The sequence below is a fragment of the Dactylosporangium sp. NPDC051541 genome (genome assembly GCF_044454505.1).
In the GTDB taxonomy this organism is placed as follows: domain Bacteria; phylum Actinomycetota; class Actinomycetes; order Mycobacteriales; family Micromonosporaceae; genus Dactylosporangium.
The window spans coordinates 665,521-692,449 of sequence record NZ_JBITDU010000004.1; the positions used below are offsets into that span (position 1 = coordinate 665,521).

At 72.4% G+C, this 26,929-nt stretch carries 29 protein-coding genes; 15 read left to right on the plus strand and 14 right to left on the minus strand.

Annotated elements, in window-relative coordinates; all coding sequences use genetic code 11:
• Positions 1-513: 513 nt before the first annotated feature.
• Positions 514-1,983: a DNA polymerase ligase N-terminal domain-containing protein gene (locus ACIA8L_RS22600; protein ID WP_395907526.1), complete on the plus strand. Its 1,470-nt coding sequence runs from the start codon at positions 514-516 to the stop codon at positions 1,981-1,983.
• Between the two features lie 122 nt (positions 1,984-2,105).
• Here ACIA8L_RS22600 and ACIA8L_RS22605 read toward each other — a convergent pair whose 3' ends face one another.
• Both ACIA8L_RS22605 and ACIA8L_RS22610 read right to left on the minus strand, forming a co-directional pair.
• Positions 2,106-2,645 (minus strand): GNAT family N-acetyltransferase, encoded by a 540-nt coding sequence (locus tag ACIA8L_RS22605; protein WP_395907528.1) that lies wholly within the window; start codon positions 2,643-2,645, stop codon positions 2,106-2,108.
• A 77-nt stretch (positions 2,646-2,722) separates the two neighbouring features.
• On the minus strand, positions 2,723-3,001 hold the full coding sequence (locus tag ACIA8L_RS22610) for a GlsB/YeaQ/YmgE family stress response membrane protein (protein WP_395907530.1): 279 nt from the start codon (positions 2,999-3,001) through the stop codon (positions 2,723-2,725).
• A 392-nt stretch (positions 3,002-3,393) separates the two neighbouring features.
• Here ACIA8L_RS22610 and ACIA8L_RS22615 point away from each other — a divergent pair, with 392 nt between their 5' ends.
• A complete protein-coding gene (locus ACIA8L_RS22615) occupies positions 3,394-3,729 on the plus strand; it encodes a hypothetical protein (RefSeq protein ID WP_395907532.1) in 336 nt (111 codons plus the stop codon).
• 52 nt (positions 3,730-3,781) lie between these two features.
• Here ACIA8L_RS22615 and ACIA8L_RS22620 read toward each other — a convergent pair whose 3' ends face one another.
• On the minus strand, positions 3,782-5,683 hold the full coding sequence (locus tag ACIA8L_RS22620) for an RICIN domain-containing protein (RefSeq protein WP_395907534.1): 1,902 nt from the start codon (positions 5,681-5,683) through the stop codon (positions 3,782-3,784).
• Between the two features lie 15 nt (positions 5,684-5,698).
• Positions 5,699-7,615 carry a discoidin domain-containing protein gene (locus ACIA8L_RS22625; RefSeq protein ID WP_395907536.1) on the minus strand — a complete coding sequence of 639 codons (1,917 nt, stop codon included), beginning with the start codon at positions 7,613-7,615 and terminating at the stop codon, positions 5,699-5,701.
• 287 nt (positions 7,616-7,902) lie between these two features.
• Between ACIA8L_RS22625 and ACIA8L_RS22630 the strand changes: the two genes are divergently transcribed.
• The 6 genes from ACIA8L_RS22630 to ACIA8L_RS22655 all read left to right on the plus strand — a co-directional run bounded on the left by ACIA8L_RS22630 (position 7,903) and on the right by ACIA8L_RS22655 (position 13,245).
• On the plus strand, positions 7,903-8,478 hold the full coding sequence (locus ACIA8L_RS22630) for a maleylpyruvate isomerase N-terminal domain-containing protein (RefSeq protein ID WP_395907538.1): 576 nt from the start codon (positions 7,903-7,905) through the stop codon (positions 8,476-8,478).
• 14 nt (positions 8,479-8,492) lie between these two features.
• A complete protein-coding gene (locus ACIA8L_RS22635) occupies positions 8,493-8,723 on the plus strand; it encodes an SCO4848 family membrane protein (protein ID WP_395907540.1) in 231 nt (76 codons plus the stop codon).
• Positions 8,724-8,798: 75 nt separating this feature from the next.
• Positions 8,799-9,347 (plus strand): SigE family RNA polymerase sigma factor, encoded by a 549-nt coding sequence (locus ACIA8L_RS22640; RefSeq protein ID WP_395907542.1) that lies wholly within the window; start codon positions 8,799-8,801, stop codon positions 9,345-9,347.
• Complete coding sequence (locus ACIA8L_RS22645) at positions 9,347-10,555, plus strand: hypothetical protein (RefSeq protein WP_395907544.1); 1,209 nt, start codon at positions 9,347-9,349, stop codon at positions 10,553-10,555. The genes ACIA8L_RS22640 and ACIA8L_RS22645 overlap by 1 nt, the downstream gene beginning before the upstream one ends.
• A gap of 159 nt (positions 10,556-10,714) precedes the next feature.
• Complete coding sequence (locus tag ACIA8L_RS22650; protein WP_395907546.1) at positions 10,715-12,109, plus strand: hypothetical protein; 1,395 nt, start codon at positions 10,715-10,717, stop codon at positions 12,107-12,109.
• On the plus strand, positions 12,106-13,245 hold the full coding sequence (locus ACIA8L_RS22655; RefSeq protein WP_395907548.1) for an ARPP-2 domain-containing protein: 1,140 nt from the start codon (positions 12,106-12,108) through the stop codon (positions 13,243-13,245). The genes ACIA8L_RS22650 and ACIA8L_RS22655 overlap by 4 nt, the downstream gene beginning before the upstream one ends.
• 4 nt (positions 13,246-13,249) lie before the next feature.
• Here ACIA8L_RS22655 and ACIA8L_RS22660 read toward each other — a convergent pair whose 3' ends face one another.
• On the minus strand, positions 13,250-13,843 hold the full coding sequence (locus ACIA8L_RS22660; protein WP_395907550.1) for a DUF4232 domain-containing protein: 594 nt from the start codon (positions 13,841-13,843) through the stop codon (positions 13,250-13,252).
• Between the two features lie 23 nt (positions 13,844-13,866).
• On the opposite strand from ACIA8L_RS22660, the gene ACIA8L_RS22665 reads away from it, so the two are divergent.
• On the plus strand, positions 13,867-14,307 hold the full coding sequence (locus ACIA8L_RS22665; RefSeq protein ID WP_395907552.1) for a hypothetical protein: 441 nt from the start codon (positions 13,867-13,869) through the stop codon (positions 14,305-14,307).
• 135 nt (positions 14,308-14,442) lie between these two features.
• Entirely contained in the window at positions 14,443-15,924 is a 1,482-nt protein-coding gene (locus ACIA8L_RS22670) for an Ig-like domain repeat protein (RefSeq protein ID WP_395907553.1), read from the plus strand.
• A 4-nt stretch (positions 15,925-15,928) separates the two neighbouring features.
• Here the strand turns inward: ACIA8L_RS22670 and ACIA8L_RS22675 are convergent, their stop codons facing one another.
• Positions 15,929-17,293, minus strand: a complete 1,365-nt coding sequence (locus ACIA8L_RS22675) for a WD40 repeat domain-containing protein (RefSeq protein ID WP_395907555.1) — start codon at positions 17,291-17,293, stop codon at positions 15,929-15,931.
• Positions 17,294-17,450: 157 nt separating this feature from the next.
• Between ACIA8L_RS22675 and ACIA8L_RS22680 the strand changes: the two genes are divergently transcribed.
• Genes ACIA8L_RS22680 through ACIA8L_RS22690 form a run of 3 tightly spaced genes read left to right on the plus strand, consistent with a single transcriptional unit; the run spans position 17,451 to position 18,857 of the window.
• Positions 17,451-17,852, plus strand: coding sequence for an HIT family protein (locus ACIA8L_RS22680; protein ID WP_395907557.1), 402 nt, complete (start codon positions 17,451-17,453; stop codon positions 17,850-17,852).
• 10 nt (positions 17,853-17,862) lie between these two features.
• Complete coding sequence (locus tag ACIA8L_RS22685) at positions 17,863-18,474, plus strand: hypothetical protein (RefSeq protein ID WP_395907559.1); 612 nt, start codon at positions 17,863-17,865, stop codon at positions 18,472-18,474.
• Positions 18,475-18,485: 11 nt separating this feature from the next.
• On the plus strand, positions 18,486-18,857 hold the full coding sequence (locus ACIA8L_RS22690) for a DUF4240 domain-containing protein (RefSeq protein WP_395907561.1): 372 nt from the start codon (positions 18,486-18,488) through the stop codon (positions 18,855-18,857).
• A gap of 6 nt (positions 18,858-18,863) precedes the next feature.
• Here ACIA8L_RS22690 and ACIA8L_RS22695 read toward each other — a convergent pair whose 3' ends face one another.
• The 4 genes from ACIA8L_RS22695 to ACIA8L_RS22710 form a co-directional block, all read right to left on the minus strand.
• Positions 18,864-19,718, minus strand: coding sequence for an alpha/beta hydrolase family protein (locus ACIA8L_RS22695; protein WP_395907563.1), 855 nt, complete (start codon positions 19,716-19,718; stop codon positions 18,864-18,866).
• An 88-nt stretch (positions 19,719-19,806) separates the two neighbouring features.
• The gene (locus ACIA8L_RS22700) at positions 19,807-21,192 is read right to left on the minus strand and encodes a hypothetical protein (protein WP_395907565.1); all 1,386 of its coding nucleotides are present in this window, start codon (positions 21,190-21,192) and stop codon (positions 19,807-19,809) included.
• A gap of 1 nt (position 21,193) precedes the next feature.
• Positions 21,194-21,856, minus strand: a complete 663-nt coding sequence (locus ACIA8L_RS22705; protein WP_395907567.1) for a zinc ribbon domain-containing protein — start codon at positions 21,854-21,856, stop codon at positions 21,194-21,196.
• Between the two features lie 134 nt (positions 21,857-21,990).
• The gene (locus ACIA8L_RS22710; RefSeq protein ID WP_395907569.1) at positions 21,991-22,791 is read right to left on the minus strand and encodes an SDR family oxidoreductase; all 801 of its coding nucleotides are present in this window, start codon (positions 22,789-22,791) and stop codon (positions 21,991-21,993) included.
• Positions 22,792-22,874: 83 nt separating this feature from the next.
• On the opposite strand from ACIA8L_RS22710, the gene ACIA8L_RS22715 reads away from it, so the two are divergent.
• Positions 22,875-23,240, plus strand: a complete 366-nt coding sequence (locus tag ACIA8L_RS22715; RefSeq protein ID WP_395907571.1) for a winged helix-turn-helix transcriptional regulator — start codon at positions 22,875-22,877, stop codon at positions 23,238-23,240.
• On the opposite strand, the gene ACIA8L_RS22720 is transcribed toward ACIA8L_RS22715, so the two are convergent.
• Together ACIA8L_RS22720 and ACIA8L_RS22725 are read right to left on the minus strand one after the other, a co-directional pair.
• A complete protein-coding gene (locus tag ACIA8L_RS22720; RefSeq protein WP_395907573.1) occupies positions 23,220-23,993 on the minus strand; it encodes an MBL fold metallo-hydrolase in 774 nt (257 codons plus the stop codon). The two genes, ACIA8L_RS22715 and ACIA8L_RS22720, sit on opposite strands and share 21 nt — an antisense overlap.
• A gap of 69 nt (positions 23,994-24,062) precedes the next feature.
• Positions 24,063-24,209 (minus strand): hypothetical protein, encoded by a 147-nt coding sequence (locus ACIA8L_RS22725; RefSeq protein WP_395907575.1) that lies wholly within the window; start codon positions 24,207-24,209, stop codon positions 24,063-24,065.
• Positions 24,210-24,290: 81 nt separating this feature from the next.
• Here ACIA8L_RS22725 and ACIA8L_RS22730 point away from each other — a divergent pair, with 81 nt between their 5' ends.
• On the plus strand, positions 24,291-25,319 hold the full coding sequence (locus tag ACIA8L_RS22730) for an LLM class flavin-dependent oxidoreductase (protein ID WP_395907577.1): 1,029 nt from the start codon (positions 24,291-24,293) through the stop codon (positions 25,317-25,319).
• Positions 25,320-25,344: 25 nt separating this feature from the next.
• Here ACIA8L_RS22730 and ACIA8L_RS22735 read toward each other — a convergent pair whose 3' ends face one another.
• Complete coding sequence (locus tag ACIA8L_RS22735) at positions 25,345-26,052, minus strand: hypothetical protein (RefSeq protein ID WP_395907578.1); 708 nt, start codon at positions 26,050-26,052, stop codon at positions 25,345-25,347.
• A gap of 165 nt (positions 26,053-26,217) precedes the next feature.
• Positions 26,218-26,877, minus strand: coding sequence for a methyltransferase domain-containing protein (locus tag ACIA8L_RS22740; RefSeq protein ID WP_395908063.1), 660 nt, complete (start codon positions 26,875-26,877; stop codon positions 26,218-26,220).
• Positions 26,878-26,929: the final 52 nt, after the last annotated feature.

Here is a 26,929-nt window from a genome sequence, read left to right on the forward strand (position 1 = left end):
GGGCTGGGGGTGGCCGGCGATTGAGCGGCGGGTGAGTGTTGTGGACTCTGGGTAGTACATCGAGCCGTCCACCACTATCGGGGCTCGGCTCGGGTGGGCCGGGGTTGACCAGGCTTGGGTTCTTGGAGGTGCCTGTAGGCCGGCATTCGGCTGGTAGCCCGCGTGGGCTGCGCTTGCTTGGACGTCCAGCCAGTCGGACACACTCGGCGGGGACGGTGGAGTGGACATAGGAGGCGGGGCGGCCTGCGTCGGGGTTGCGGCTGGAGCTGCTGCTAGCACGGCGGCCTGGGCTTGGGCGGGAGGTGCGGCCACGACTGGAGTTGCGGCTGGAACGGCGGCTTGAGCTCTGGCTGCGGAGGGGATTGCGGCTAGGACTGCGGCTAGGACTGCGGCTGACATGGCCCGCAGCAGTGGTCGTGGTGCCGGAATGCGCTTCACTCGCAGTACCCCCGAAATCGCATTTGTCCAGAATATGCAGGTTTGGGGAGGAACTCGGCTTGCGACACTGGGGGTATGGGGTCGTTGCGGTTTGTTGTGCAGTTGCATCGGGCTCGCCGGCTGCACTACGACTTCCGGCTCGAGGTCGGTGGGGTGCTGGTCAGTTGGGCTGTGCCCAAAGGGCCCTCGCTCGACCCCAAGGTGCGGCGAGCCGCGTTTCAGGTTGACGACCATCCGATGGAGTACGTCGCGTTCGAAGGTGTGATCCCGGCCGGGACGTACGGGGGCGGGGATGTGATCGTCTGGGATGCCGGGCGTTGGGTGCCGTACAAGGACGCGGACCCGGCGGCGGCGGTGGGCCGGGGCGAGTTGCACATCGAGCTGCACGGGGAGAAGTTGCGCGGGAAGTTTGTCATCGTGCGGACCCGGCGGGACGAGTGGCTGCTGCTCAAGAAGCGGGACGAGTTCGCGGTCGACGGGTGGGACGCGGGGGCCTGTCCGCTGTCTGTCCTCAGTGGACGTACGAGCGACGAGGTCAAGGCGGACCCCGAGTGGTTCTGGCGGTCGGATCTGCCCGCGGCCGAGGCCGCGGTGCCCGCGCGATCCAGGACGCCCACCATCGAGGCCGACACCGAGGGCCTCGACGCCATCAAGGAGAACGGCACCTGGGAGGTGTTCGGGCGGTCGCTGCGCGTCACCAACCTGAGCAAAGTACTGTTCCCCGGGCTCCCCGGTGAGGAGCCCGTCACGAAGCGGGAGCTGCTGCGATACACGGCGGAGATCGCGCCGACCCTCCAGCCGTACCTCGCCGGGCGGGCGCTCAACCTGCACCGGTTCCCGGGCGGGGCGGACACGAAAGGGTTCTGGCAGAAGGCGCTGCCCGCGCACGCGCCCGAATGGCTGCCGCGGTGGACCGAGCCCGGGTCCGGCACCGAGTACCTCGTCGCCGACGAGCCCGCCGCGCTCGTCTGGGCGGCCAACTACGGCGGGCTCGAATGGCATCCGTGGACGTCCAAGGTGGACCGGCCGGACCTGCCGTCATACGCGCTGATCGACCTCGACCCGGGGACCGGCACCGGCTGGGAGGACCTGGTGCTGCTGGCCCGGCTGCACCGCACCGCGTTCGAGCACCTCGGCGTCGAGGCGTTCGCCAAGGTCAGCGGGCGGCGCGGGATCCAGGTGTGGGTGCCGGTCGAGCGCGGGCCCGGATTCGCGGAGACCCGGGCCTGGGTGGAGCGGCTGTCCCGGTCCGTCGGGGCGGTCGTGCCCGAGCTCGTCAGCTGGGCCTGGGAGAAGGCCGAACGCGGCGGCCGGGCCCGGCTCGACTTCACCCAGAACGCGGTGAACAAGACGCTCGTCGCGCCCTACAGCCCCCGGCCCGCGCCCGGTGCGCCGGTGAGCGCCCCGATCGCCTGGGACGAGCTCGACGACTCGGCGCTGCGGCCGGACGGGTTCACGATCAGAACCATCGGTGCGCGGCTGGCCGCCCGGGGTGATGTCTTTTCGGGGGTACTGCGTGCCGCCCAACGACTGCCAAAACTATAACTGCGCCCGCCCAACGACTGCCGCAACTGTGGCCGCGGCCCCCCAACGACTGCCAAAGCTGTAACTGCGGCCCCCCAACGACTGCCGCAGCCGCAGCCGCGGCCGCGAAACGAATGCCGCGGCTACAGCGGATCGTTGCGTAGCCGCGCGTGCAGGTGCTCGTCGTGGCGCCGGCCGTCGCCGTAGAGGTACGCCTCCCGCAGTGTGCCCTCGAGCGTGAAGCCGGCCACCTCCGCGACCCGGCACGACGCCGCGTTCTCGACCGCGTGGGCCAGCTCGATGCGGTGCAGCCCGACGACGTCGAAGGCGAACCGGGCCGCCGCCCGCACCGACCGGGTGGCGACGCCGCGGCCGCGGGCCGGCGGGGCCGTCCAGTAGCCGATCATGCCGTTGTCGGCGGCGGTGTCGACCCGCACCGAGACCGAGCCCAGCACCGGGCCGCCCGACGGGTCACTCACCACCCAGCCGACCCGCCGGCCCGGCGACCAGTCGGCCCGCTCCTCGATCCACTCCTCGACGGTCACCGCCGCCGGTGGGCTCCACAGCTGCAGTGCCGGGTCGGTGAACGCCGCGGTGATCGCGGGCACGTCGGCGAGGACGGGTGCGCGCAGCACCAGGTCGCCCAGGTCGAGCGGGACACACTGCGGCGGGACGATGGCCATGGAGCCGAACTGTACGCAAGACGCAACGAACCCCGGCCCACCCGGGCCGGGGTTCGTGAGGTTGCTGAGTGCTCGGGTTACAGAGCCCGACGGCCGCGACCGCTCAGGCCGGCGACAAGCGCCACGCCGACCGCCGCGAGCAGGACCTGGACCAGCAGCTCGCCCCAGTCGACACCCGGGGTGTCGGTGGAGATGCCGATCGCGTTGGCCAGCACCGTGCCCAGCAGCGCCGCGATGACGCCGACGACCATGGTGACCAGGATCGACATGCCCTGCCGGCCGGGAACCACCAGCCGTCCCAGCGCACCGACGATCAGACCGACGATGAGCGCCGTGATGATTCCGGTGACAGTCACTGCTCCTCCTCAAAGTCTTTGTTTTTCCGACGCTGCATTGATGCCCTTCGGCTCGACGGCCCAAACACGACATCGATCGGGTGGCTTCCGGGGAATTTCGGCGGTGCGTGCCGCGCGTGATGGCAACACTGGTGGTACCGGAAGCGAAGCACGCGATCGCACAAGCTCACCGGCAGCCAGGTGACCTCCCTCTGTGGCCGCGGGGGACGGCACGACAGGCGGAGTGGCGCCGGCCGCACCACGGCCCGCGACCGGCGCCACGCCCGCACCGACCACAGCTGCCGTCCACACACCCGCCGGCCCCGGCCGCACCCGATGCCGCGGCGAAGCACAAGCGCCGGTCGGCTGACGACGGCTGTGGTGGCCGGCCTATAGAGTTACGCGTTGTGCGGATGTCGTACACGCATTACGAGTTCGTCGATGACGTCATGACGCTGACGCTCGCCGAGGGGCCCGGGGAGTCCGGCACCGTCCTGCGGTTCACGCGCGGCCCGTGGGAGCGGGAGCCGCACGAGGTGGCCAACGGGGCCCGGGAGCGCGTCGAGTCCGCGGTGCGCGGATGGCGGATGACCGGCGAGCGGCTCGAAATCGAGCTCCACGACGTGCCGGCGGCCCAGCTCGGGCTCGGGCCGCTGCTGGAGCTCACCGTCGACGCCGCCCCGCCGCGGGTGTCGCGGGTCCACCGGGCCCTCGCCGACATCCTGCTCGACGTGCCCGAGCGGCGCTGAGACCGCGACGAGGGCCCCCGGTGGGAGGCCCCCGTCGGTGAAACTGATCGGTTTACGACTGCTGGACCAGGCGGAACGTCTGGGCCGGGCCACCGGTGCAGGCCCACTGCTGCAGCTGCGCGCCGTCGGCGGTGGACACGTCCTTCACGTCCAGGCACTTGCCGCTGTTACGGGCGACGAACCGGTAGGTGCCGTTGCCGTTGTCGACGGCCTGCCACTGCTGGTTGGTGGCCCCGCCGTAGGCCCACAGGTGGACCTGCGCGCCGTCACCGGTCGCGCCGGTGCCGCCGTTGACGTCCCAGGACAGGCCGGTCGCGTAGCGGTTGACCACCTGGTAGTAGCCGCCGCCGGCGGAGCGGAACTGCCACTGCTGGTTGGTCGCGGCCGGGCTGCTGCACGACCACTGCTGCAGGGCCGTGCCGTTGGCGGTACCCCAGCCGGCGTCGTCCAGGCACTTGCCGCTGTTCGAGTTGATCACCTGGTACCACGCGCTGGTGCTCGGCTGGGTGCCGCCACCGCCGGTCGTGGGCGGGTTCGACGTCGGCGTGACCGTGCCGCCCGGCCAGGTGAACGTGGCCATCGCGCCGGCCGGGAGGTTGTAGCCGAACGACGAGCCGCCGAAGGAGACCTGGAAGTTCTGGGCCCCGCCGGAGTTGACGGCGACGAGCACGATCGAGCCGTCGGGGTTGCGGAAGGCGACGTTCTCGATGCCGCCCTGGCCCTGGTTCGTCGAGTCGATGCGCACCGCGCCCGGCTTCACGAACTTCGCCAGGTGCCCGAGCACGTAGTACTCGGCATTGTAGGTGACGCTGCCGCCGTTGACGGTCACGACGCCCATGCAGTTGGTGCAGGAGCCGATGACCGGGCCGTGGTTCTGGTCGAGGGCCATGTTCCAGGTCGTCACCGTCTTCGCCCAGTTGCGCGTCGCCCCGACGGCCAGGTTGCGGCCCTGCCACAGCAGCGAGTCGGCGAACGTGTTGCCGGACTCGGTGCCGGAGCACTCGGTGAAGAAGATGTCCTTGTTCGGGTAGGCGTTGTGGACCGTCGACTGCCCGCTCGGCGTGCCCCCGTAGCAGTGCCAGGCCGTGCCGGCCACGTTGTTCCCGGCGCTCGCGAGGACCTGCTGCGGGAACGACGTGTTGTCCCAGTTGTGGTCCCAGGCCAGGATCTTCGTGTTCAGGCCGGCCGCGGACAGCTTCGGGGCCAGGGAGTTGATGATCCGGGCCTGCTGGTCGGCCGGCATGAGCATGCCCGGGTAGCCGGGCGGGGAGAACTGCGGCTCGTTCTGGATGGACAGGTACTGCACCGGCACCCCGGCCGCCTGGTACGCCTGGATCGACTTGACCAGGTAGTCGCCGAACGCGCCCTCATAGTTGGTGGCGAGGGAGCCGCCGACCAGGTTGCCGTTGGTCTTCATCCAGCCCGGCGCGCTCCACGGCACACCCATCACCTGCACGGCCGGGTTGATCGACTTGGCCTGGGTGAGCAGCGGCAGGATGTAGGCCTGGTCGTGCGCGACGGAGAACCGCGACAGGCTCGGGTCGGCGCTGCCGTCGTCGTAGCTGTAGAAGCTCCGGGCGAAGTCCGACGCGCCGAACGGCTGCCGCAGCCAGTCCAGGCCGATCCCGGACGACGGGCTGAACAGGTTGTTCATGATCGTGTTGCGGGCCGAGGAGTTGTAGATGAGGTAGGCGCTGGAGTCGGTCAGCGAGGCGCCGAAGCCGACCATGGACTGGTACGTGGTGTTCGGGTTCACGCTGATGACCGCACCGCTGCCGGCAGTACCAAATGGGACAGCCGCTTTTTGGGAGAGGAGATTGGCGCGGTCGGGGGTGGTCAGCCACACGTTCGCCGACGTGGCGGCGAGTGCGGCGTTCGGCTGCGTGACCAGGTAGGCCACGCCGGCGACGAGCACGGTGGCGGCCGTGCTCATCGCCAGCAGACGGAGGCGCATGGCGGTGCTCCTTCGCTAGTTGTACAGACGGATATCGGCGAGGCTCCACCAGTTCCCGGCCGTCGCGGTCGAGGTGACCCGCACGTACCGGGCCCGGGTGGGGCGAACGTCCACATTGGTCAGCTGGCCGGTGCCGGCGCCCTGCGCGACGGTCGTCCAGTGGGTGCCGTCGGTGCTGGTCGACAGCTGCCAGCCGCGGGCGAAGTCGCCGACGCTCGCACCGCTGTCGATCGCGACCCGGCGGAACGTGCGGGCCGAGCCGAGATCGATCTGGAGGTACTGCCCGGGCGTCTGCGCCGCGCCGCTGGACCAGCGGGTCGTGCCGTCCTCGTCGACGGCCAGGGCGGCGTCCGGGCTCGCCGGCGACGACGTGGCGGTCGCCCCGGCCAGGGACTGCAGCTTGAGCCCGTCCTCGAGCACCTTGCTCTTCGGCCAGGTGAACGTGGCGAGCGAGCCGCCGGGCAGGGTGTAGTCGAACGAGCGGCCGCCGACGGCGACGGTGAACGTCCGCGGCGCGTCGTTCTCGTTGTGCGCGACCAGCACCGTGGAGCCGTCCGGGTTGCGGAAGGCCACGTCGGTCACCTCGCCGTTCCAGGCCGGATTGCCGAAGCTGGTGCTGGCGATGCGGACCGCGCCGGGCTGGACGAACTTGGACAGGTGGCCGATCGTGTAGTACTCGGCGTCGGTGGTGTACGAACCGTCGGGCTGGACGGTGATCAGGCCCGTGCAGGTGCCGCAGCCGCCGAGGTGCGGGCCGCCGGTCGAGTCCAGGGCCAGGTTCCAGGTGACCGCCGACTTGGCCCAGTTGCGGGTGACGCCGACGGTGATCGTGCGGGCGTGCCACTTGAGGGTGTCGGTGAAGTACTGGGCCGGGGTGTCGCCGGCGCCGTGCGAGCCGGAGCACTCGGTGAACCAGATGTCCTTGTCGGGGTACGCGTTGTGCAGCGCGGTCATCGCGCTCGGGTCGCCGTAGTAGCAGTGGTAGGCGGTGCCCGCGACCCAGCGCGAGGCCGGGTTCTGCAGCAGCTTGTACGGGTAGTCGGCCTCCGGGTCCTGCCCGGGCGGGGTGTTGGCGATGTCGTTGGGGTGGGTGGCCCAGTTGTGGTCGTAGCCGAGGATCTTCGTGCGCGGGCTGACCAGGCGCAGCAGCGGCCCCAGGATGTCGATGACCTTGCCGGCCTGGGTGGTGTTCAGGCCCATCACCGGGCCGCCGCCGGCGTCGCGGTTCTGCGGCTCGTTCTGCACGGTGATGAAATCGACCGGGACACCCGCGGCCGTGTAGGCGAGCACGAACCGCGTGAGGTAGAGCGCGTAGGCGGCGTACACCCGCGGATCGTCCTTGAGCTCGCCACTCGCGAGGGAGTCACTGGTCTTCATCCAGGCCGGCGGGCTCCACGGCGTCGCCATGACCTTCAGCTTCGGGTTGAGCCGCTTCGCCTCGCGCAGCAGCGGCAGGATCTGCGCCTGGTCGTGGGCGATGCTGAAGCGGCTGAGGAAGTAGTCCGTCTGCCCCGGAGGCATGTCGTCGTACGTGTAATGCTCGGGCTGCGCCGTGAAGTCCGACGCGCCGATCGGCTGGCGCAGGAAGCTCACGCCGACGCCCTTGGCCGGGTCGAACAGGGCCCGCATCGCGTCGGCCCGCACGGCCGGGGAGAGCCGGTACAGCACGGCCGCCGACGAGTCGGTGATCGACGCGCCGAAGCCGTCCATGCTCTGGTAGGTCCGGCTCGGGTCGACCGTGATCGTCGTCAGGTCACTGTGCTGGTCCGTGAACGGCACCGCGGCCCGCTCGTGCATCAGCTCGGCCCGGTCGATCGTCGTCACCCAGACCCGCGCCGAGGGCGCCGTGCTCGCCTGCGCGCCGGTCGCCCCGGTGAGCCCGGCACCGGCCGCGGCCAGCGCCGCCACCAGGGCTAAGACCTTTCGCTGCATCTGCGTCTCCGGTCTGTAACAAATGAAACAAGAATGTAACGTGCTGCCGCAAAGCACAGCATCGGCCGCAACTAATGTCAAGAAATTGGGAGGCGCCGCCGTGGGCCGCTTTGCTACGGTCTTCCTCGATGCGGCCGGGGCCCGGTGCGCAGGCAACGGCTACTTCCTAATCCATGGGTCGCAGGTTCGAATCCTGCCCGCCGCACGTGCGGCGGTAGCTCAGATGGCAGAGCAATGGGCATTCCGCCGGTGCCGTCAGGATCTCGGGCCTCCCTACGCTGGACCGCATGACCACCGATGCGCTGGACGCCTGGGACGCCGAGACCGCACGGCTCGTCGCCGTGCTCCACGATGTGCCGCCCGCCGACTGGGCCCGGGCCAGCCCGTGCCCGCCGTGGACCGCCGCCGACCTGCTCGGACACGTCGTCGCCGGCGTGGCCCGGGTGCCGGGCATGCTCGACGCGCCGGCGCCGCCCCGCGCCGAAATCGACGCCATCGCATACTTCCGGGCGGACGCGCGCTTCTCCGGCAGTACCAATGCCGAACGAATCGACCTCGGCCAGCGCCTCGCCGCCGAACTCGGCGGGCCCGGCCTTGTCGCCCGGCTCACCACCGCCCGGGCCGAAGCGGTCGGGCGCTGCCGCCGCGAACCCGGCGGGCGGATCGTGCGCACCCGGCACGGCGACGCCATGCTGCTCACCGACTTCCTCGCCACCCGGGTCCTCGAAGCCGGCATCCACGGCCTCGACCTCGCCGACGCGCTCGGCCGCGAACCCTGGCTGACCGGGCCCGCCGCGGAGCTGCTCACCCGGGTCTACGGGGCCGCCGACCGCCCCGGCCTGCGCCGGCTCGCCCTCGGCTGAGCGATACTGCCCGGATGGTGTTGTCGCGGCGGTGGTCGGTGTTCCTCGTGCTCGTCGGGGTGTGGAGCTGGGTGATCTGGCCCCGGTTCCTCGTCGCCATCTGGAAGGACGACCGGGCCTGGTCGGGCGGGCAGCCGACGGCGTTCTTCTGGGTGCACGCCGTGCTCATCGCCGTGTCGCTGGTCATCGGCACCGCCGTCGCCGGGCTCGGGGTCAACGGGTGGCGCAAAGCGCGACGGCTGTAAATCGCCGCGGAACCTTTCGCGCCCCTGCGCAGTAGAGGAGGGGCGAAGGGTCACCACGGGAGGAGCGAGCGGCGCATGCGACGATCCACCGCACCGGAGAACGACGACGTCGGCCACGACCGGGACGCGCACTTCCGGGCGTTCATGCAGGCGGCGACCCAGCGGCTGTACCGCGTGGCCTACCTGCTCAGCGGGGACGCCGGCGAAGCCGAGGAGCTCACGCAGCACACGCTCGTGCGGACCTACGCGGCGTGGGACCGGCTCGACGGCGGCGACGCCTACGCGTATGCCCGCCGCATCCTGGTCAACCTGGCCAGCGACTGGTGGCGGCGGCGAAGACGGCGGGAACGGCCCGTGCCGCAGGTGCCCGAGCGGGCGGGCGGCGGCGACCCGGCCGGCGCCGCCGTCGAGCGGGTCGGGCTCACGAAGGCGCTGCGGCAGCTGACACGCCGGGAACGGGCCGTGGTGGTACTGCGCTTCTACCTCGACCTCACCGAGCAGCAGACCGCGGCCGAGCTCGGGATCGCGCTCGGCACCGTGAAGAGCGCCACCGCGCGGGCCCTGGGCAAGCTGCGCGTCAGCCCCGACCTCAGCCCGCTCGCCGGCCAGAAGGGAGCCTGGTGATGTACACGCTCGACGACCTGCGGCACGCCCTCGACGATCAGGCCGGGGCGGCCCCGATCACCCGGCTCGGTTTCCACGACGTCAAGCGGGCCGCGCGCCGGGGCCGGCACCGCTCCTTCCTGGCCGGCATCGCCGTCATCCTCGCGCCGATCCTCGCCGCCGGCGGGGCCATCGCGCTCAGCCCCGGCGAGGGCCCGTCGCCCGCACCGGACGCGAAGACGTCGTGGCCGCGGGTGCCGTTCCAGCCCGGCGACGACAACCCGTGGCGGCCCGGCGCGTCCGAGCCGCCGGTGTCCAGCAGCCAGTACATCGAGACCGGCATGAAGTTCGGCGACCGCGAACGGCTCGTGCTGTTCGCCGTCGACAGCTACAACGGCGTGCAGGGCGGCCTGGTCGACGACGCCGGGCGGCTGCGCCGGCTGGGGGCCACCGGCCGGCCCGCCGCGGGACAGTTCGGCTGGGGCGTCAGCGAGCTCGACGACCGGCACGGCGGCATCATCGACTACGGCTCCTTCGGCGCCGCCCACCCCGACATCAGGGTCACCGCCGGCGGCCAGACGCTGCGGGCGAGCACCGCGCCGGTGCCCGGCCAGCCCGACCTCAGCGTCTACTGGGTCCGCCGCGGCGGGACACTCGCCGGCACCACCGCCGAGGCCAACCCGGCCCAGGCCGACGCCGTCATCAAGGCCTACGACGCCCACGGCACCGAGATCGGCACCGCCGGCGGGGTCCAGCGGGCCGACACCACGATCAACAACGAGGACGCCAGCGCCGAGGTCGGCGACCGCATCCACACCGGCATCACCGCGGCGGGCGGCGGGCAGCTCGTGTTCTTCTTCTACGGCGACGGCCGCTCGAGGCTCCTGCTCGCCGGCCGGGAGGACGCGCAGGGCCGCGTGACCCTGATCGGCACGCTGATGGCCGTGCACCAGCCGCCCTACGGCAGGACCGGCCCCGGCCTGTTCTACCTCGGGTTGAGCCGGTTCCAGGCCGACAACGGCCAGACCGTCCAGCTCGCGATCTACGAGGGCCCGGCGAGCCGGGTCGAGCTCACCGGCGACGGCGCCGCGCACCAGGGTATGGCCGCCTGGAGCGCATTCGACAACCTCCACCTGGCCTGGGCCACCGGCATCACGGGCACGGCGAAAGGCATCGCCTACGACGGCGACGGGAAGGTGGTCACCGAGTACGACTTCGAGCGGAATTAGGAAGGCGGGGGGTGGCCGGCCGGTTGTACCCTGAGCCGGCCGGTCGCGGGACTGTCCGCGCGACTTCCGGGACCCGCCTCTACAGCGATGCTTCGCAGCTCGCACGTCGAACTCCCCGACCGGCACCAAAACATTCGGGCCCGGCCGGGGAGGGCATCCGTGGAGCTGTCGGAGCTGACCGCGTGCGAGGACGTCGTCATGTTCGTCAACGCGGCCGTCGCCGCGACCGGGCAGCGCGAGTTCTACGGATCGGCCGTCTCCCTCGACTTCCTCCACGACTACGTGCGGATCAACTACCGCGAGATCTACGCCGCGACGCTCGCCCTGGACATCAACGACCTCGGCGCCGCGACCGTCATCCTCGGGCTGCTGCGCACGGCTCAGGAAGTACCACTGCCGCAGCGCCGGCGGGAAGGGCGGCTCATCGCGGCCCGGCTCCTCCGCCTGCCCCCGCAGCGGGTGTATCGCCTGCTGCGGACCCTGCGCGCGGACGGCATCAACAACCGGCGGACCCGCGCGATCGTCCGGGACTGGGTCGCGGCCCGGCCCGATGTCGCGTTCGACGCCGTCAAGTACCGCCGCGCCCTCGCCGCCGTCGCCGGCCACAACCACCTGCGGCTGCCCCCCGAGGTCGGCACGATGCTGTTCGACTGGCGCCGCCCGGCCCGCTACGACACCCCGATCCTGGAGACGTGGCGCCGGGCCCACTACGACAAGCAGGCGCTCTACGAGCTGCCCTACACGGTCGCCGAGGGCCTCGCCTCGACCCGTGTCCGCACCATCGACCGCGCCGAGTTCCTCCGCGGGATCGCGCCGCGCATGACGGAGCTGGAGCGGCTGCGGCTGCAGCGCTCCGGCGCGGCCGTCGACGGCGTCGGCCGCCTCGACCTGGCCCGGGTCCCGCTCACCCGGCTGGCGACCTACGTGCTCGCGCTGCCGCGCCCCGAGCGGGCCCGCCGCCGCGAGGAGCTCACCGTGGCTCTGCGCGCCGCCGCCCGCCGCGCGGCCGGGCGCCGGGCCGGCACGTGGGGCGATGTGGCCGCGGTGCTCGACGACAGCTACTCCGCGTCGGGTTCGGCCGTGAAGCGCCGCCGCCCGCTCGCCGTGGCGCTCGCCATGCATTTTCTGCTGGAGGTGCTGTCGTCGCGGTACCACTCCAGCTGGCTCAACCACGAAGGCGACCCGCTGCTCGTGCACCCCGCCGGTGCGACGCCGCTCGGTGAGCGGATCCTGGACGCCCTCGAGCGGCGGCCGGGACGGCTCGTCGTCGTCTCCGACGGGTGGGACAACGCCCCGCCCGGGCAGGCCGCCGAGGTGCTGCGGGTGTGGCGGCAGCGGCTCGACCCGGCCGGGCACACGTCGATCGTGCACCTCAACCCGGTCTACGACGGCTTCGCGGTGCGCACGCTCTCGCCGTTCGTGCCGAGCGTCGGGGTCCGCGCCGCCGAGCACGCGCCGGCGCTGGTGGAGCTGGCCCGGTTCGCGGCCGGGGCGGCGACGTTCACCGAGCTGCGCGCCTACCTGGACGACCTCGTGGAAGGGTTCCTGCGGTGATCCCCGGCCTGCGCACCGGCCCGGCCCAGACGTGGGGCGCGGTGCGGCTGGTCCCGCTGCTGCGCGACGAGCCGATCACCGATCTGCGCCTGCACGCCCGCCTGCACGGCGACGACGAACTGTCCATTGTGGAGGTGAGCCCGCGGGAGGCCTACATCGCTTACGTGCCGCACGCCTTCGTCGCGACGTGGAGCGGTGACGGTACCCCCGCCGCCGCTTATGGCACGCAGCTTTTCGCCCCTTCGGACACGGGGCTCCCGCGGGTCGCCGGGCTGCGCTTCCACCGGCGGATGGCCCGCCGCGAGGACCGTGGCCGCCTGCGCTTCCTGCCGCTGCACCTGGCCGTGGAGGGCTTCCTCGACCTGCAGTTCGGCGGCCCGCCCATCGCCTGGCAGGAGTGGACCCGGGCGGCGGTGACGCACGGGCTGTCGCCGCGGGTCGAGGAGGCGTACCGGGGCGAGGCCGTGCACGGGCTGGACGACGCGCTGCGCGTGTTCGAGATCCACCCGGGCCAGTGCGGCGTGGTGGTGTACCTGGCCGACGCCCTCGCCGGCGTGTTCGTCGTGCCGCACCCGGACGACTACCGGGCCCTGCACGCCACGCTGTTGCAGGACTACTACGGCGAGCTGCTGTATCACTACACGCAGTACGTCTTCGACGTGCCCGGCTTCGACGCGGCCGTCGACGACACGCGGGTGCGCACGGTGGCCGACCTGCGCGCCGAGCTGGCCCGGGGGCGCGCCGAGTGGGAACGGTTCCACAACGACGTGCTGTTCACCGTCCGCGCGCTGGTGACCCGGCCGGTGTACCGCATGGGCCGCTTCACCCTGTCGCGCTTCCTCCCGCCGTTCGACCCCGCCGTCGACAACCACATCGGCGAGACGATCACGGCGGAGGACGGGACGGTCGCCTACCTCAAGACGTTCCGCCTCTCGGCCGCCCAGACCCGCCGCGGCCACCTGCTGTCGTGCCTGGCCGCGTGCGACTGGTCCCTCGACGCGACGGCCGCATCGCTCAACACGGACCGGCCGAGCCTGGTGCTGCGCCTCGTCCGGGCCGGCTTCGGCTACCTCCTGCGCCCCGACATCCTGGACGCCTGCCGCGCCGCCGCCCGGGCCCGCCCGAGCGCCCGCTGACCCGCTACAGCCACACGCTCACCTCGAGGCGGCCCGTGGAGCCGAGGTCCAGCGTCGCGGGCGGCGTGACCAGCTGCCGGGCCGCGCCCGGGGTGGCGGCCACGGACAGGTAGACGCCGACCACGGGCGGTTTGCTGATGTCGTCGTACGTGTTGCGCCACGACATGACGGCCGAGGTCCGCAGGCCCGGTTGCAGCGCGACCGGGTGCGGTGACTGGGTGTAGTGCACGCTGGCGACGACCGCGATGTCCTGCACGTCCCGGTCCCGGCCCAGCACCACGATGTCGGGCCGGCCGGTCACCGTCACCGGCACCGAGCCGCAGTTGGTGAGGGTGAGGGACATCTCGCGGTACCCCATCGCCGCGTCGCCCCGCTCGGCCGTGATCTTCAGGCCGCTCGGCGGGCACGCGGCCTCGGTGACGTCCGCGCTCGGCCCGGCGGAGGCCGACGTCGTGCGGTCCGGGGTGGGCAGCGTCCCGCCCGGCGGGTCCGGCCGGGCACAAGCAGTCAGGAGCAGCAGTGCCGCCAGTGGTACTGCCATGAGGCGCACGGACCGGTGGACGACCCCTGACTGTGCGCGGCCGCGCTCGAGACTCACGTGGGGACGGTACCGTTTCGAGGATGCCGCTGCCGAGCCCGGACGACCTGCGGGACGCGACCTGTGTCGCCTGCCCGGGCCAGTCCCTGCCGCTCGGCGCGTTCGACGTCGCCGACCGCCCCGGCCCCGCGATCCCCTACAGCCCGGTCCACGGACACCGGGTCTCGGCCGGCACCGGTACTCCGACGTGCGTGCACCCGTACCGCGTCGGTATTCCGCCGGCCCCGTACGCCTCGTCCGGCCTGCCGCTGCCCGCGGCGGACACTCCGGCCCCACCGGTGCGCGAGCTGGATCTGGACCTCCCGGCCGACCCGACGCTGCTCGAGGCCTGGCTGGTCGCGGTGCTGCGGGCCGCTCCCCCGGCGGCCCTGAGCCGGGCCCTGCGGCAGGCGGAGGCGCGGGCCCTGGAGCGGTTCCGGCCGGCCGACGTGACGGCCGCACTGCGCCGAGCCCTGCACGGCTGATCCACCGCCGACTGCCCGGCCCGCGGCCCGCCAAAACAAAGACCAGCCCATGCGGTAGGCCGCCCGCATCCGTACCCGCCGCCGAAGAGCAGTCACTTAGCGTGATGTCTTGATTACTCAAGGCAGGGGATATGTATGCGCAGGGTCACCGTAGGAGCCGCGCTGGCGGCCGTCGTCACCGTCGCGGCACTGACCGCGGGGGTGACACCGGCCCTGGCCCAGATCGGCGGTGTCGATGTCATCGCCACGCCCAACCCGTCCGTGCACGGTGAGAACGTGACCGTGTGCGCGACCGTGCAGACCCCGGGGGCCACCGGGACGGTGACGTTCAGCGGGGCCGGCCTCACGGACACCCAGCCGCTCGACGGCTCCCAGCAGGCGTGCACGAGCTCGACCGAGCTGACCACCGGCACGGTCACCGCCCACTACAACGGCGACAGCACCTTCGACCCGCAGGACGCCACCACCACGGTGACCGTCGACCCGGCCACCACGACGACGACCGTCACCGCGGACCCGGACCCGTCGAGCACCGGGCAGTCGGTGCAGGTCTGCGCGACCGTCACCACCGTCGCCCCCGCCGTCGGCACGCCGACAGGCACGGTCACGTTCAGCGGTGCGGGCCTCAGCGACACCGTGAGCCTGACCTCCGCCCTCCCGCCGCTCGCCCAAGCCGCCACCAAGGCGAGGGGCGCCACCAAGGCGAGGACCCGCAAGGCCCGCAAGGAGTCCTTGCCGCCGCCGGCCGGTGCGACGGCCTGCACGACCAGTACCGCGCTCGCGACCGGCACGGTCACGGCCGCCTACAACGGGGCCACCGGCTTCAACGGCTCGTCCGGCATGACACCCGTCACCGTGAACGAGCCGCCGTCGACCCCGAGCAACCCGAGCCCGGGCCCGGCCGCCCCGAGCCGGCCGCTGAACGTCGCCGCGGTCGCAGGCACGTCGACGGTCACCGTCACCTGGGACGCCCCGGCCACCGGCGACACGGTGACCGGCTACACCGTGAGCGCCGCGCCCGGCCCGGCGACCTGCGACACGACGACCGCCCGGACCTGTGTCCTGGGCGCGGTCGCGGGCACCGGCTACACCTACACGGTGGTGGCCCACTCGGCCGCCGGTGACTCGCCGGCCAGTGACCCGTCGGACGCCGTCACCCCGGTCGCCCCGGTGGTGCCGCCGACCCCGCCGTCGACGAACCTCACGCTGACCACGGCCGACGGCGCCATCGCCACGGCCGAGCAGGGCCAGCGCATCGTCTTCGTCGGCACCGGCTTCGCGCCGCACTCCACCGTGACCGTCACGATCTACTCGGCGCCGATCGAGCTCGGCCGGGTGACCACCGACGCGAGCGGCGCCTTCCAGACGCCGATCACGCTGCCCGCGCAGCTGGCGGCGGCCCAGCACACGGTCGTGGCCCAGGGCGCGGCCCCGGACGGCAGCCCGCGGGCGATGGCCCTCGCCGTCACCGTCACGGCGGCCGCCGCGGCCACGAACGGGGCCACCGGATCGCTCCCGGTGACCGGGTCGCCGATCGGCCTGCTGCTGCTGACCGGCCTGTGCCTGGCCCTGATCGGCGTCGGGCTGCTGAAGGCCGGCCGCCGGGTGATCGGGTAGCCGGTCAGTAGGGGCCGAGCACGGCCCCGCCACCGGGCCGCCGACCGTCGAACGACCGGACGGCGGCCCGCACCCGCAGCCGGTCGGCGAAGCCGTAGAGGACCACGAGGCCGGCCGCGGCCAGCGCCGCGACGAGCAGGCGCAGCGGCCACGGCCACGGCCCCCGGTCCGGCGACCCGGCCGCCCGCACGGTCAGGCCGGCCAGCAGGCCGGTGGCGAGCTGCAGATCGAGCACGTCACAGTGCTGCATCCCGAACTCGCAGGTCATGCCCGGGTCGAAGCGCGACAGCACCCGCCGGTCGCCGGCGGCCAGGGTGACCTCGGCCAGTTCGAGGCCGTGGCCGCCGGGCGCCGTCGCCACGACCAGGTGCCCGGCGTCGCGCCAGCCGAGGACCCGGGCCACGTCGCCCACCGGGGCCGGTGCGACCGCATCGGCTCCGACGGCCAGGAACTCGACCTTGCCGGCGGCCGGGGCCGGGCCGTCCCACGGCACCGTCGCCAGGAGCCGCCCGTCGGGGGACCAGCCGGCCCGGGGTGCCAGGCCGCGACCGGCGCCGACGGATACGACCCGGTCCTCGGCCCCGTTGAGCCGCAGCAGGTGTACCCGCTCACCCTCCTGGACGGCCATCCGCGCACTGTCCGGAGCGAACGCCGCCGCCGACGGCCGGCCCATGCTCGGGAACTCGGTGCTGCGGCCGGTGGTCACGTCCAGCAGGCGCAGGGTGCCCCGCTGCAGCACGTCGTATCCGACGGTGCTCTCGCCGCCGTAGGCCGGGCCGTCGGGGGCGGCGCTGTAGGCGACGTACCGGCCGTCCGGGGACCAGGCCAGGAGCCGCACCTCGAGCCAGGCCCCCAGCGGCACCGAGCGCTCCCGGCCGGTGGTGAGGTCGACCAGCAGCAGCTCCGGCGCGGGCCCGGCGGCGCGGCCGAGGAGCACCCAGGTGCCGTCCGGCGACAGCAGCCCCGGTGCCCGGCCGCGGCCGTCCCACGCGCCGACGCGCCGGTAGGTGTCCGCGTCGGCCCCGACGACCAGCTGCTGGAACATCGTGAACAGCGCGTCGCTGCCGTAGCCGTAGAGCGCGATCGCCCGGCCCGGCGCGGCCCGTTCGGCGGTGCTGGTCAGCGTCGAGTATCCGGCGAACCGGTCGGGCAGTGCCGCCCGTTGACCGGGGGCGGCGGGCGCGGGCTCGGGCAGTACCCCCGGAATCAGGAACGTGCAAACGGCGGCGACGATCGCGGTCCAGGCCGCGGCGGCACCGAGACGGCGGCGCCGGGCCGAGCGCCGGGCGTGTGTGAGGACCCGGTCGACGTAGTCGGCGGCCAGGGGCGGCACCGGGCCGTCGGGCAGCGCCGCGAAGAGCTCAACCATCCGTCCCTCCTCCGCAGTCCGGCACCAGATAGACGGAGGCGACGTTCGATTGGGTTGTATTTCCGGTCGGCCGTTTCACGCGGAAGCCGGCCACCGTGCGCACAGGGTGACACCGGCGCGCCATACGGCTACGCCGCGGAACGTAAGGTGGGGTCTCATGAGCAGTGTCTTCTCGAGGATCATGGCCGGTGAGCTGCCCGGCCGGTTCGTGTGGCAGGACGACGACGTGGCCGCGTTCCTGAGCATCGCGCCGCTGCGGCCCGGGCACACGCTGGTCGTGCCGCGCGCGGAGATCGACCAGTGGACCGACGCCGAGCCGGAGCTGTTCGCGAAGTGCTCGGCGGTCGCGCACACCATCGGCCGGGCCGTCCGGCGGGCCTGGGACGCGCCCCGGGCCGGGCTCCTCATCGCCGGGTTCGAGGTGCCGCACGTACACCTGCACGTCTTCCCCACCTGGGGCATGGACGACTTCGACTTCGCCCGGGCCGACCAGCACCCGGACCCGGCCGCGCAGGACGAGGCGGCCGAGCGGATCCGGGCCGCCCTCAAGGAGCTGTAGGCAGGTCCGGGTGCGACTGCGCTTCGACGGGTGGATCGCCGGTATCGGCACGGCGAGCGGGGTGCGGCTGGTGTTCGGGCACTGGCCGCGGTCGCCGTTCGGGCCGATCAGCGACGTGATGACCGAGCACGCCGACGGGCGGCGGGTCCTGCTGGCGCCGTCCGCGGCGGCCGGGGAGTTCATCGCGGCCACCTACGGCTTCGACGAGGTGCACCTCGTGGACGTCACCGTGCGCCGGGGCCGGGACTGGGCGGTGACCGCCGGGCCCCTCGCGCTGCGGTTCACGACCGGGCCGCGGCGGGCGCTGGGGTGGCTGCTGCGGGCGGTGCCACCCGGCGTCGCGAGGCACCCGGTCTGGGTCCGGGCCGTCGACCTCCCGGCCCGCCTGGTCATGCCCGGCGTGCGCACGCACGGCAGTGCCGGGAACGGGCGGCGGGAATGGTACGGCGTGCAGGACCTCCACCCCGTCGTCGCCGCCACCGCCGCCTGGGACGGCGCCGACCTGGGGGCGCTCACGGACGTCGACCCGCCGGTCCGGTTCGGGTTCGGGTCGACACCCCGCCATCCAGCGTTGGCCCGGGTCACCACCACTGTCGATGTCCCGGACACCATGAGCACCTAATCTCCCGGCCCGTGGATGTCTCGTACGACCTGTGGGGAGCCGCGCACCAGATCATGGACGGCCGCTGCCCGGCCGACGGACTCCTCGAGTTCCGCGGCTGGCTCGCCGCCAATCTGGACCCGGACGTGTTAGCCCGGGTCGTCGCCGCGCCGGACGCGCTCGCCGACGTGCCCGCGATCCGGCGGCTGGCCGGCCGGGAGACGTGGGACTGGACCGACGACGAATGGCCCCGGCTCGAGCAGCCGGGACCGTCCGCCGCACCGGAGGTGCGGGGCGAGCCGTGGGACTTCGACGACCCCCGTGAGGTGGCGCATCGGCTGCCCCGGCTCGGGCGGATGTTCCCGCGCATCGGCGAGGTGCGCGAGCACGGGAACATCCGTTGAGCCGCATCAGCAGGCGTTGGACCGGAAGTCGGAGACCGCGACGCCGCTGAACCCGCAGGTGAACGGGGTGAACCGGGAGTCCTGGCTGACCCACCGCTTGAACCAGGAGACCAGCGCGCGCGAGGCGGTCGCGTTCGTGGTCTGCGGGAAGAAGTGGCTCTGCCCGGTGAGCTCGACGTACGTCTTCGGGCCGGCCAGGGTGTTGTAGAACGGGATCGAGTGGCTCGCCACCGGGGCGATGGTGTCGGCCTGGCCGCCGACGATGAGCACCGGCTCGCTGACGTTGTTCCAGGTCTTGTCGCTGTTCCAGGGCGCGAGCGGCACGCCGGCCTTGACCAGGCCGGACGTGTCGGCGGCGAGGGCCTCGAGGGTGCCGCCGCCGCCCATGGAGTGCCCGGCGACGCCGCGGCGGCTGCCGTCGACGTGCGACCGGACGGCCGTGGGTGACGAGTTCACGGCCCAGTTCAGCGCGGCGAGGAGCTGGTTGCCGCGGCTGGCCGGCTGGTCGTAGATCGTGTTGGTCTCGATCCCGACGACCACGAAGCCCCACGAGGACAGGCGGGGGCCGATCCAGGCCAGGCTCGACCAGGTGGCGGTGAAGCCGGGCGAGATGGCGATGACCGGATAGGTGCCGGCCGCGGTCGGGTAGTACACGCGGCCGCCGCCGAAGCCGCTGACCGTGCTGGAGATGCTCGCCGACGTGGTGGCGAAGCTGCCGTTGCCGGTGATGTTGGACGCGGTCGGCGCCTGGCCGATCTGATCGGCGTGGGCCGGGGCGGTCGCGACGGCGAGGGAGCCGCCGACGAGGCTGAGCATGAGCCCGACTCGCAGCGCGAGCCGGATGGCGGGGGTGTTTCGCACCGTTGTCTCCCGGGAGGTGAGGGAATACTTCGATGCGCGTCAGTGTGTCCAGGCCGGTCGGCGGCCGGGATCCGTGAAATCGCCAGTCTTAGCCCGGCAGTCCGCTGCGCCAGCCCTCGGTGTGCACTACTCGCCGCTGGAAACGTTCCCGCAGCACCCGCAACGCGGGCAGGCGCTCCGCGGCCTTGCGGTAGTGCGACCCGGCCGAGGTCGCGTCGGCGTAGATGCCCTCGACCCGGAAGCCGAGCAGGTCCAGGGCCCGGTTGAGCTGGGCCACCTGGTCGGTGTCGCGGCAAGTGAACACGTACGTGGCGTGGTCGGCCTCGTTGAGCACCTCGTAGATCAGGTGCCCGGACGGCGTGAGGACGAGCAGGAAGGCCAGGACCACGGCATTGTCCAGCGCGGCGTAGTCGGTGTGCTCGGGGGTGACGGGCTGGTGCGGGAACACGTCCCGCGGCAGGTGGGGGCCGCCGGCGTAGGCGCTCTGGAACCCGCCGAGCATCCCGTAGGCCAGGGCCGGGCCATAGACGCCGAACGGGCCGTCGAAGCCCGACGACATCATGCCCGCGGTGAACATGCCCGGGGCCCCGGACGCGAACGAGCCGGCGTGACCGTCGTGGTCGAGGACGATGGGCCTGGCCGAGTCGCGCCAGGGGCCGGCGCCCGAGCCGGCCCGCCGCACCGAAACAGTCTGTTTGAAGCCGAGCCACGTCTGGCCCAGCCCGAGGAGGTGCTGTGCCCCGGCCACCCGATCGGGGAGGCAGGCGGCCTCGAGCAGCGCGGGGAAAACTGTCGGCTCCACGGCCTCGAGGCCGGCCCGGGGTGCGGCGAGGCCGTCGCGGAGGAGTGCCGCGACCGAGCGCAGGGCGACCGGGCCGAGACCGGGGAGCAGCGCCGCCAGGAAGTGCGACGTTCGGCCGGAGGCGGCGGCCGTGCGGGCCTTCAAAAGATCAAGGAATTCGGTGGTGCGGCGGGCCAGGCGGCCGATGACGACGGGTGGGCGGCCCGGGACGTCGAGGCCGATGGTGTATCCGGTCGCGTCGGTCGTGACGCCCTTGATGAACGCGTAGGGGTACTTCTCGGCGAGCCCGGCGCCGGGGACGATCACCAGCGCGTCGTCGTAGAGCCGCAGCTCGGCCGGGGCCCCGTCGACCGCGCCGTTGAACGCCTCGGGCGTGCCGACGCCGTCGAGGAGCAGGACCCGCTCGGTGTCGGCGACCCGGGCCTCGGCCAGCTCGGCGAGGAGCTGGGTGCGCATCACCCCGAGGCGGCTGAGCTCGAGCCGGGCGCCGTCGGCGAGAGTGAGCAGCACGACGTACGGCTGCGGCTCCAGCAGTTCCACGACGTCCCCGGGCGCCACCCGCAGCACCGGGCCGTGCTCGGGCGTGACGACCAGTGCGCCGCCGGCCATCTCGGCGGTGCCGCCGCCCTCGTCGAGCAGGGCACCGCCGTCGGCGATCAGCCGGTAGTGCACGTCAGGCCGTCGACGTGCCGCACTCGGCGCAGAACATCGCACCGGGCTGGGTCGGTGTGCCGCAGTTGCCGCAGAACCGCTTCTGCTGGGCCGGGGCCGCCGCCAGGGGGGTGCCGCAGTGCTGGCAGAACTTGCCGCCGCCGGTCTCGTTCATGCAGGACGGGCAGCGCCCGACGGCCTGGTCGCGGTAGTTGACGTCGCGGGTCCAGTCGACCTGGTTGATCCGGTCGTGCAGCTGGTTGACCTGGGCCGCCGCCTGCATCCCGGCGATCTCCTGGTCGAGGCGGGGGGCGCAGGCGGTACACATGCCGCGTTCGTGGTTCCAGCAGACCTGCTGGCAGACCCACTGGCCGCAGCGGTGGCACTGGGTGAAGTACACCTGCATCTCTTCGGCCGCTTTGGCCAGGGCTTTGTCGCGGGTCGAGCCGCGCACCCCGTCGCGCATCCACTGCGCGTCCCAGCCGATCTGCGACGCCTTGTTGCCGACCTCGCCGCCGAGCAGGTCGCCGCCCATGCGCAGCAGCTTGCCGCCGAATCCGGTGACGGAGTGCTGGAACGAGGAGGAATACCCGTTGCCGCACCGCATGCAGTTGAACTCGAACTGGTAGCCCTCACGGGTCGAGTGGTCCGAGTAGTTGTTGGTGAACGGCACCATGCCAGACATCGGCTACAAACCCCTTGTTCGACTGCAACCAGTGTTCCTCCTTTTTTGTACCGGTTGCCCGTCGTTCGCATGATCGGCAAGTCGGTCATACGACATCGCCTGATCGGTCGTATGACCTGGCAAACCGTCACGTACTACTGCACGGTTCCATCAATTTTCCGGAATGCGTCGCGGTGCCGCTCGGCCCACTCTCGGAACGTGCGCGCCGTGCGTCCCAGGACCCGCTCCACGTCGCCGCTCACGGCCTGCTCCTCGGGCCGCGGCCGGCCGATGATCGCCAGGGTGCCGTCGGCCACCGGGGCGGGCATGAACTCGAGCATCCGGGCCCGGGCCTCCTCGTGCGTCAGCTCGACCAGTTCGATGTCGGCGCCGATCGCCCGCACCCGCTCGTGCGGGGTCGTCGCCTCGGGCCCGGTCAGCACATACGTCTGCCCGTCGTGGTCGTCCAGCAGGGCGGCGGCGGCCACCGCGGCGATGTCGGCCGGGTCGACGACCGGCAGGGCGACATGGGGGTACGGCACGTAGGCCCGGCGGGTCGCCCGGATCGACTCGGCCCAGGCGAACGCGTTGCTGGCGAACCCGCCGGGGCGCAGGATCGTCCAGCTCAGGCCCGAGCCCTTGACCAGATCCTCGATGGCTTTGAGCGGCGCGTGGGACGGCTCCGTGGCCCTGGTCCCGGCGGCCTGGGATGACAGCAGCACGATGTGCTTCACCCCCGCCGCTTGTACTTCCTGGAGGATGGCGGCACCGTCGAACGCTCCCGGGACGAGCAGGAAGAGCTTGTCGGCGCCTTCGAGGACCGGCCGGAGACTCGCCGGCCGGGTCAGGTCCACCCCGCCGTGCCGGGTCGCGGGCCTGAGCTCCTCCCCCGCCGCTTCGAGCGCCCGCACGAGGGGTCGTCCGACATTGCCGGTCGCACCGGTCACCACGATCATTCGCTGCTCCTTCGCGCTGTTTTGTCGCTGGCGCTGGGAAAGCTAGCATCGCGGGGATAGTAGGTACCTACAGGAAAGTGGCTATGGAAACGGATAGTGAGGCCTGCCCGATCACGCCGGTGGTCGACATCGTGTTCAGCCGCTGGACGACGCCGATCCTGTGGTCGCTGCACAACCACGGCCGCCAGCGCTTCTCCGAACTGGAGCGGCGCATCGGCGGCATCACCGCGAAGGTGCTCACCCAGCGGCTGCGGCAGCTGGAGCGCGACGGCCTGGTGGCGCGCACCTACACGCCGGAGATCCCGCCCCGGGTGGAGTACGAGATCACGCCGCTCGGCCGGAGTCTCGGCCCGCTCTTCCACCACCTGAGTGAGTGGGCACTGACAAACCTGCCGGCCGTCGACTCTGCCCGGACGGAGTACGACGGCTCAGGCCGCCCCCGCCCCTGAAACGGCGAGATCGATGCGCAGACCGGGCCGGGCGACGGCGAGGGGACCTTTCCAACCGGCCTGTTCGGCGGCGGCGAGGTGGGCCACGGGGTCGCTGCCGGGCCACAGATGCGTGAGCCACAGGGCCCCCACACCGGCCCGGACGGCGACCGCACCGGCGGCCCGGGCCGAGCTCAGCCGGCCGAGCCGCGGCGCCGGCACCTCGTCGGCGTAGGTGGCCTCGGCCAGCAGGAGATCGGCGCCCGCCGCGAGATCGTCGAGGACGTCGGACGGCCCGCTGTCCCCGGTGTACGTGACCGTCGCCCCGCCCGCGGTGATGCGCAGCCCGGCATTGGGCACGAAGTGCGGCAGGGCGGCGGTCCGCACGGTGAACGGCCCGATCGTCAGTGTGGCGCCCGGGTCGAACTCGCGCAGGTCATACGCGTCGTCCACCATCCCGGGCTCGTCGAGTGCCAGCACGGCATCGAGCGCACCATGGGGACAGAACAAGGGCAACGGCGGCGGGGGTACCGCTCCCGCGCCCAGCTTCCGCGCCCGTAACAGCGGATTCACGTCGGCGCAGTGGTCCGGATGGCCATGGGTCACCACGACCGCGCCGACCTCGCCCGGGTCCCAGCCGGCCTGCACCGCCGCCGCCGTCGCATACCCGGGGTCGACCAGCAGCACGAACCCGTCGTGCTCGAGGACGTAGCCGGAGCAGCCGGCTACTGGTTCGGGATAGGCGCCGACGCCGCCGATGATCGTGAGCCGCACGGCGGCAGCGTACTCTTGCCGGTCACCGGCCGGCACGCATCGGCCGGCCGGTCTTCCGGCGACGGAACGCTACGCGGTGATCACCGGCCACGCATACGCGAGGAGGGCGAACGCCGCCGCGGCGTAAGCGAGATTCACGCCACGCGCGGGAACCGGCAGCGCGGCGACCACGAGCAGGATAATCGCGATGAGGTAGAGCACGGCCTGTGCCGACATGAAAGCCTCCGGGAAGGGGTTCGGACTAGGTCGATCCATACCCCGAGCACCGTCCACATGAAACACTCGAGGGAGCACGCGATGCCGGCAGCCGGACAACCCTTACGCAAGCTGGGCTTTCTCACCATCGGCCTCTTCGACCCGGCCGACCCCGCGGCCGGGCACGAGTCGACGCTGGAGGTCATCGCCCTGGGCGAGCGGCTCGGCTTCGACAGCGCCTGGGTCCGTCACCGCCACCTGCAGCACGGGATCAGCTCCCCGTTGACCGTCCTGGCGGCCGCCTCGCAGCGCACGTCGCGGATCGAGCTCGGCACCGCGGTCATGCCGCTCGGCTGGGAGAACCCGCTGCGCCTGGCCGAGGATCTGGCCACTGTGGACCTGCTGTCCGGGGGCCGGCTCAACCCCGGCCTGAGCGTCGGCCCGCCGATGCAGTACGAGCGGGTCCGCGACGCCCTCTACCCGGACACGGCCGACGCCGAGGACTTCACCTACGCCCGGGTCGAGCGGCTGCTGGACTTCGTCGCCGGCAAGCCCGCCAGTGACTTCGCCGGGACCCAGGGCTTCGAGGTGTTCTCCAGCCGCGTCGAGCCGCACTCCCCCGGGCTGCGGTCGCGGATGTGGTACGGCGGGGGCAGTCTCCGCTCGGCCGAGTGGGCCGGCGAGCACGGCATGAACTTCCTGACGAGCAGCGTCGTGAAGGCCGAGGACCCCGACGATCCGGCCGCTGATTTCGCCGCGATCCAGCTGGCTCACGTCCGGGCGTTCCGGGCCGCGCACCCGGACGGCGAGCGGGCCCGCGTCTCCCAAGGGCTGGTCGTGATCCCCACCGACTCCGCCTCGCCCGCCCAGCGCGAGCAGTACACACAGTACGTGGCCGAGCGCACGCCGCGCACGGCCACGCCGCAGGGCCCGGCCCGCATGATGTTCGCCCGTGACCTGGTCGGGCCGGCCGAGCAGATCGCCGCCGAGCTGCACGCCCACGCCGCGTTCCGCGAGATCGACGAGGTCGCGTTCGCGCTGCCGTTCACGTTCGCGCACGAGGACTACGTGCAGATCCTCACCGACATCGCCGAGAAGCTGGGGCCGGCCCTCGGCTGGCAGCCCGCCTAGCTCGTCCCGCCGGCCTCGGCGCGGCTCAGCGGCCGAGGGCCTTGGCCACGGCGAGCAGCGCGCCCACCTCCCGCACGACGATGGACTGGGCGCCGCCGTGGGAGGCGAAGCCGGGCCGATAGGTGATCAGCGTCGGGCCTTCGGCCTGGAGTCGCACCATGCGGGCCTCGTCCAGGCGGGCGTAGGCGGCCGGGGTGAGCAGTGGCAGTACCACCGCGGAATTTGGGGGTTGCAGGACCCACTGTGCGGCGGGGTGGTCGCGGGTCAGCTCGAACGCCGGGAGGGGGTCCGGGAGCAGGACCATCCAGACGGTGGTTCCGACGGCCAGGTCCTCGCCGGGGACGCGGCGGACGTATTCGAACACCGCGAACCGCAGCCCGTGCCGCACGCCGGTCAGCACCAGGTTGGCGCGGCGCTCGCGGCCTTCGACGAGCAGGCCACCGCGGGCCCAGGTGAGCAGCTGCGGGTCGGCGGTGCGCACCTCCCAGCCGAGGCGGGCGGCCAGCTCGGCCCGGCTCCCGGCGATCGGGCGCAGGTCGGCCGCGCGCAGACCGACGCCCCGGGCGCCCGGCAGCCGGTCCTCGACGAGCACGTACACCGCGGCCAGAGCGGACAGGCCGATGACGACGATGCCGGACCAGCGGATGAAGCCGTACCCCTCGACCGTGCCCAGCCACACCGCGAGCACGCCGATCAGGGCACACACGACGGGCAGGACGAGGCGCTTCAGCACGGATTCGACGGTACCGGCCGTGAAAAGCCCACCGGCTGGGAAGAAAGTCGGGTCAAAAGTCGGCGCTTCAGGTGATGTTTCCCTGGCCGTTCGGCTTGATTTACCGGGCCCTGGAAACGCGAATCGCCCCAGGAATTGCTCCCTGGGGCGAAAAGGCGCTGGGCGTCAGCCGTTGAGCGGCCGCCGGCCGATCGCGATCACCGACTGGCCGAAGGGCGGGTTGAACGCCTTCTCCATGAGCCGGGTCATCGGGGCGACCGTGCTGTCGTAGAACTTGACGATCGGGCCGGGTCCGGGCATCTGCTTGAGCAGGCAGGTGGACACGTAGTACCCGATGAGGCCGAGCGAGTTGGCGTAATGCAGCTTGACGATCTCGAGGCCGGCCTCGTTCATGGCCGCCCGCATCGTCTTCTTCGTGTAGCGCCGCACGTGGCCGGTGGCGATGTCGGCCGGGCCCATCGCGAACGGGAAGGCCGGCACCACGTTGATGATGTAGCCGCCCGGGCGGACCAGGGACTTCATCGTGCGCAGGCCGCCGATGTCGTCGTCGATGTGCTCGAGCACGTTGTACGAGATAGCGGCGCTGTGGTCGGCGTTGACGTCGCTCGGCAGGAGCAGCTCGCGGACGGAGACGCCGGGGTGGTCGGCGAAACGCTCCTTGAGCGCGACGATCCGGCCCGAGTCGGCCTCGGTCAGCGCCATCTTCTCGGTGTGCTGAAGCCACTCCGCGGCGTAGTCACCAAGACCCGCGGAAACCTCGATCGGATGGTCACCGAGGTATGGCGTCGCGAACGCCACGAACCACTTGCGATGGTTCACCGCCATCGCCAGGCCCTCGAGCACCTCCGACTGGATGGCCTGGTCTCCGAGGATTGCC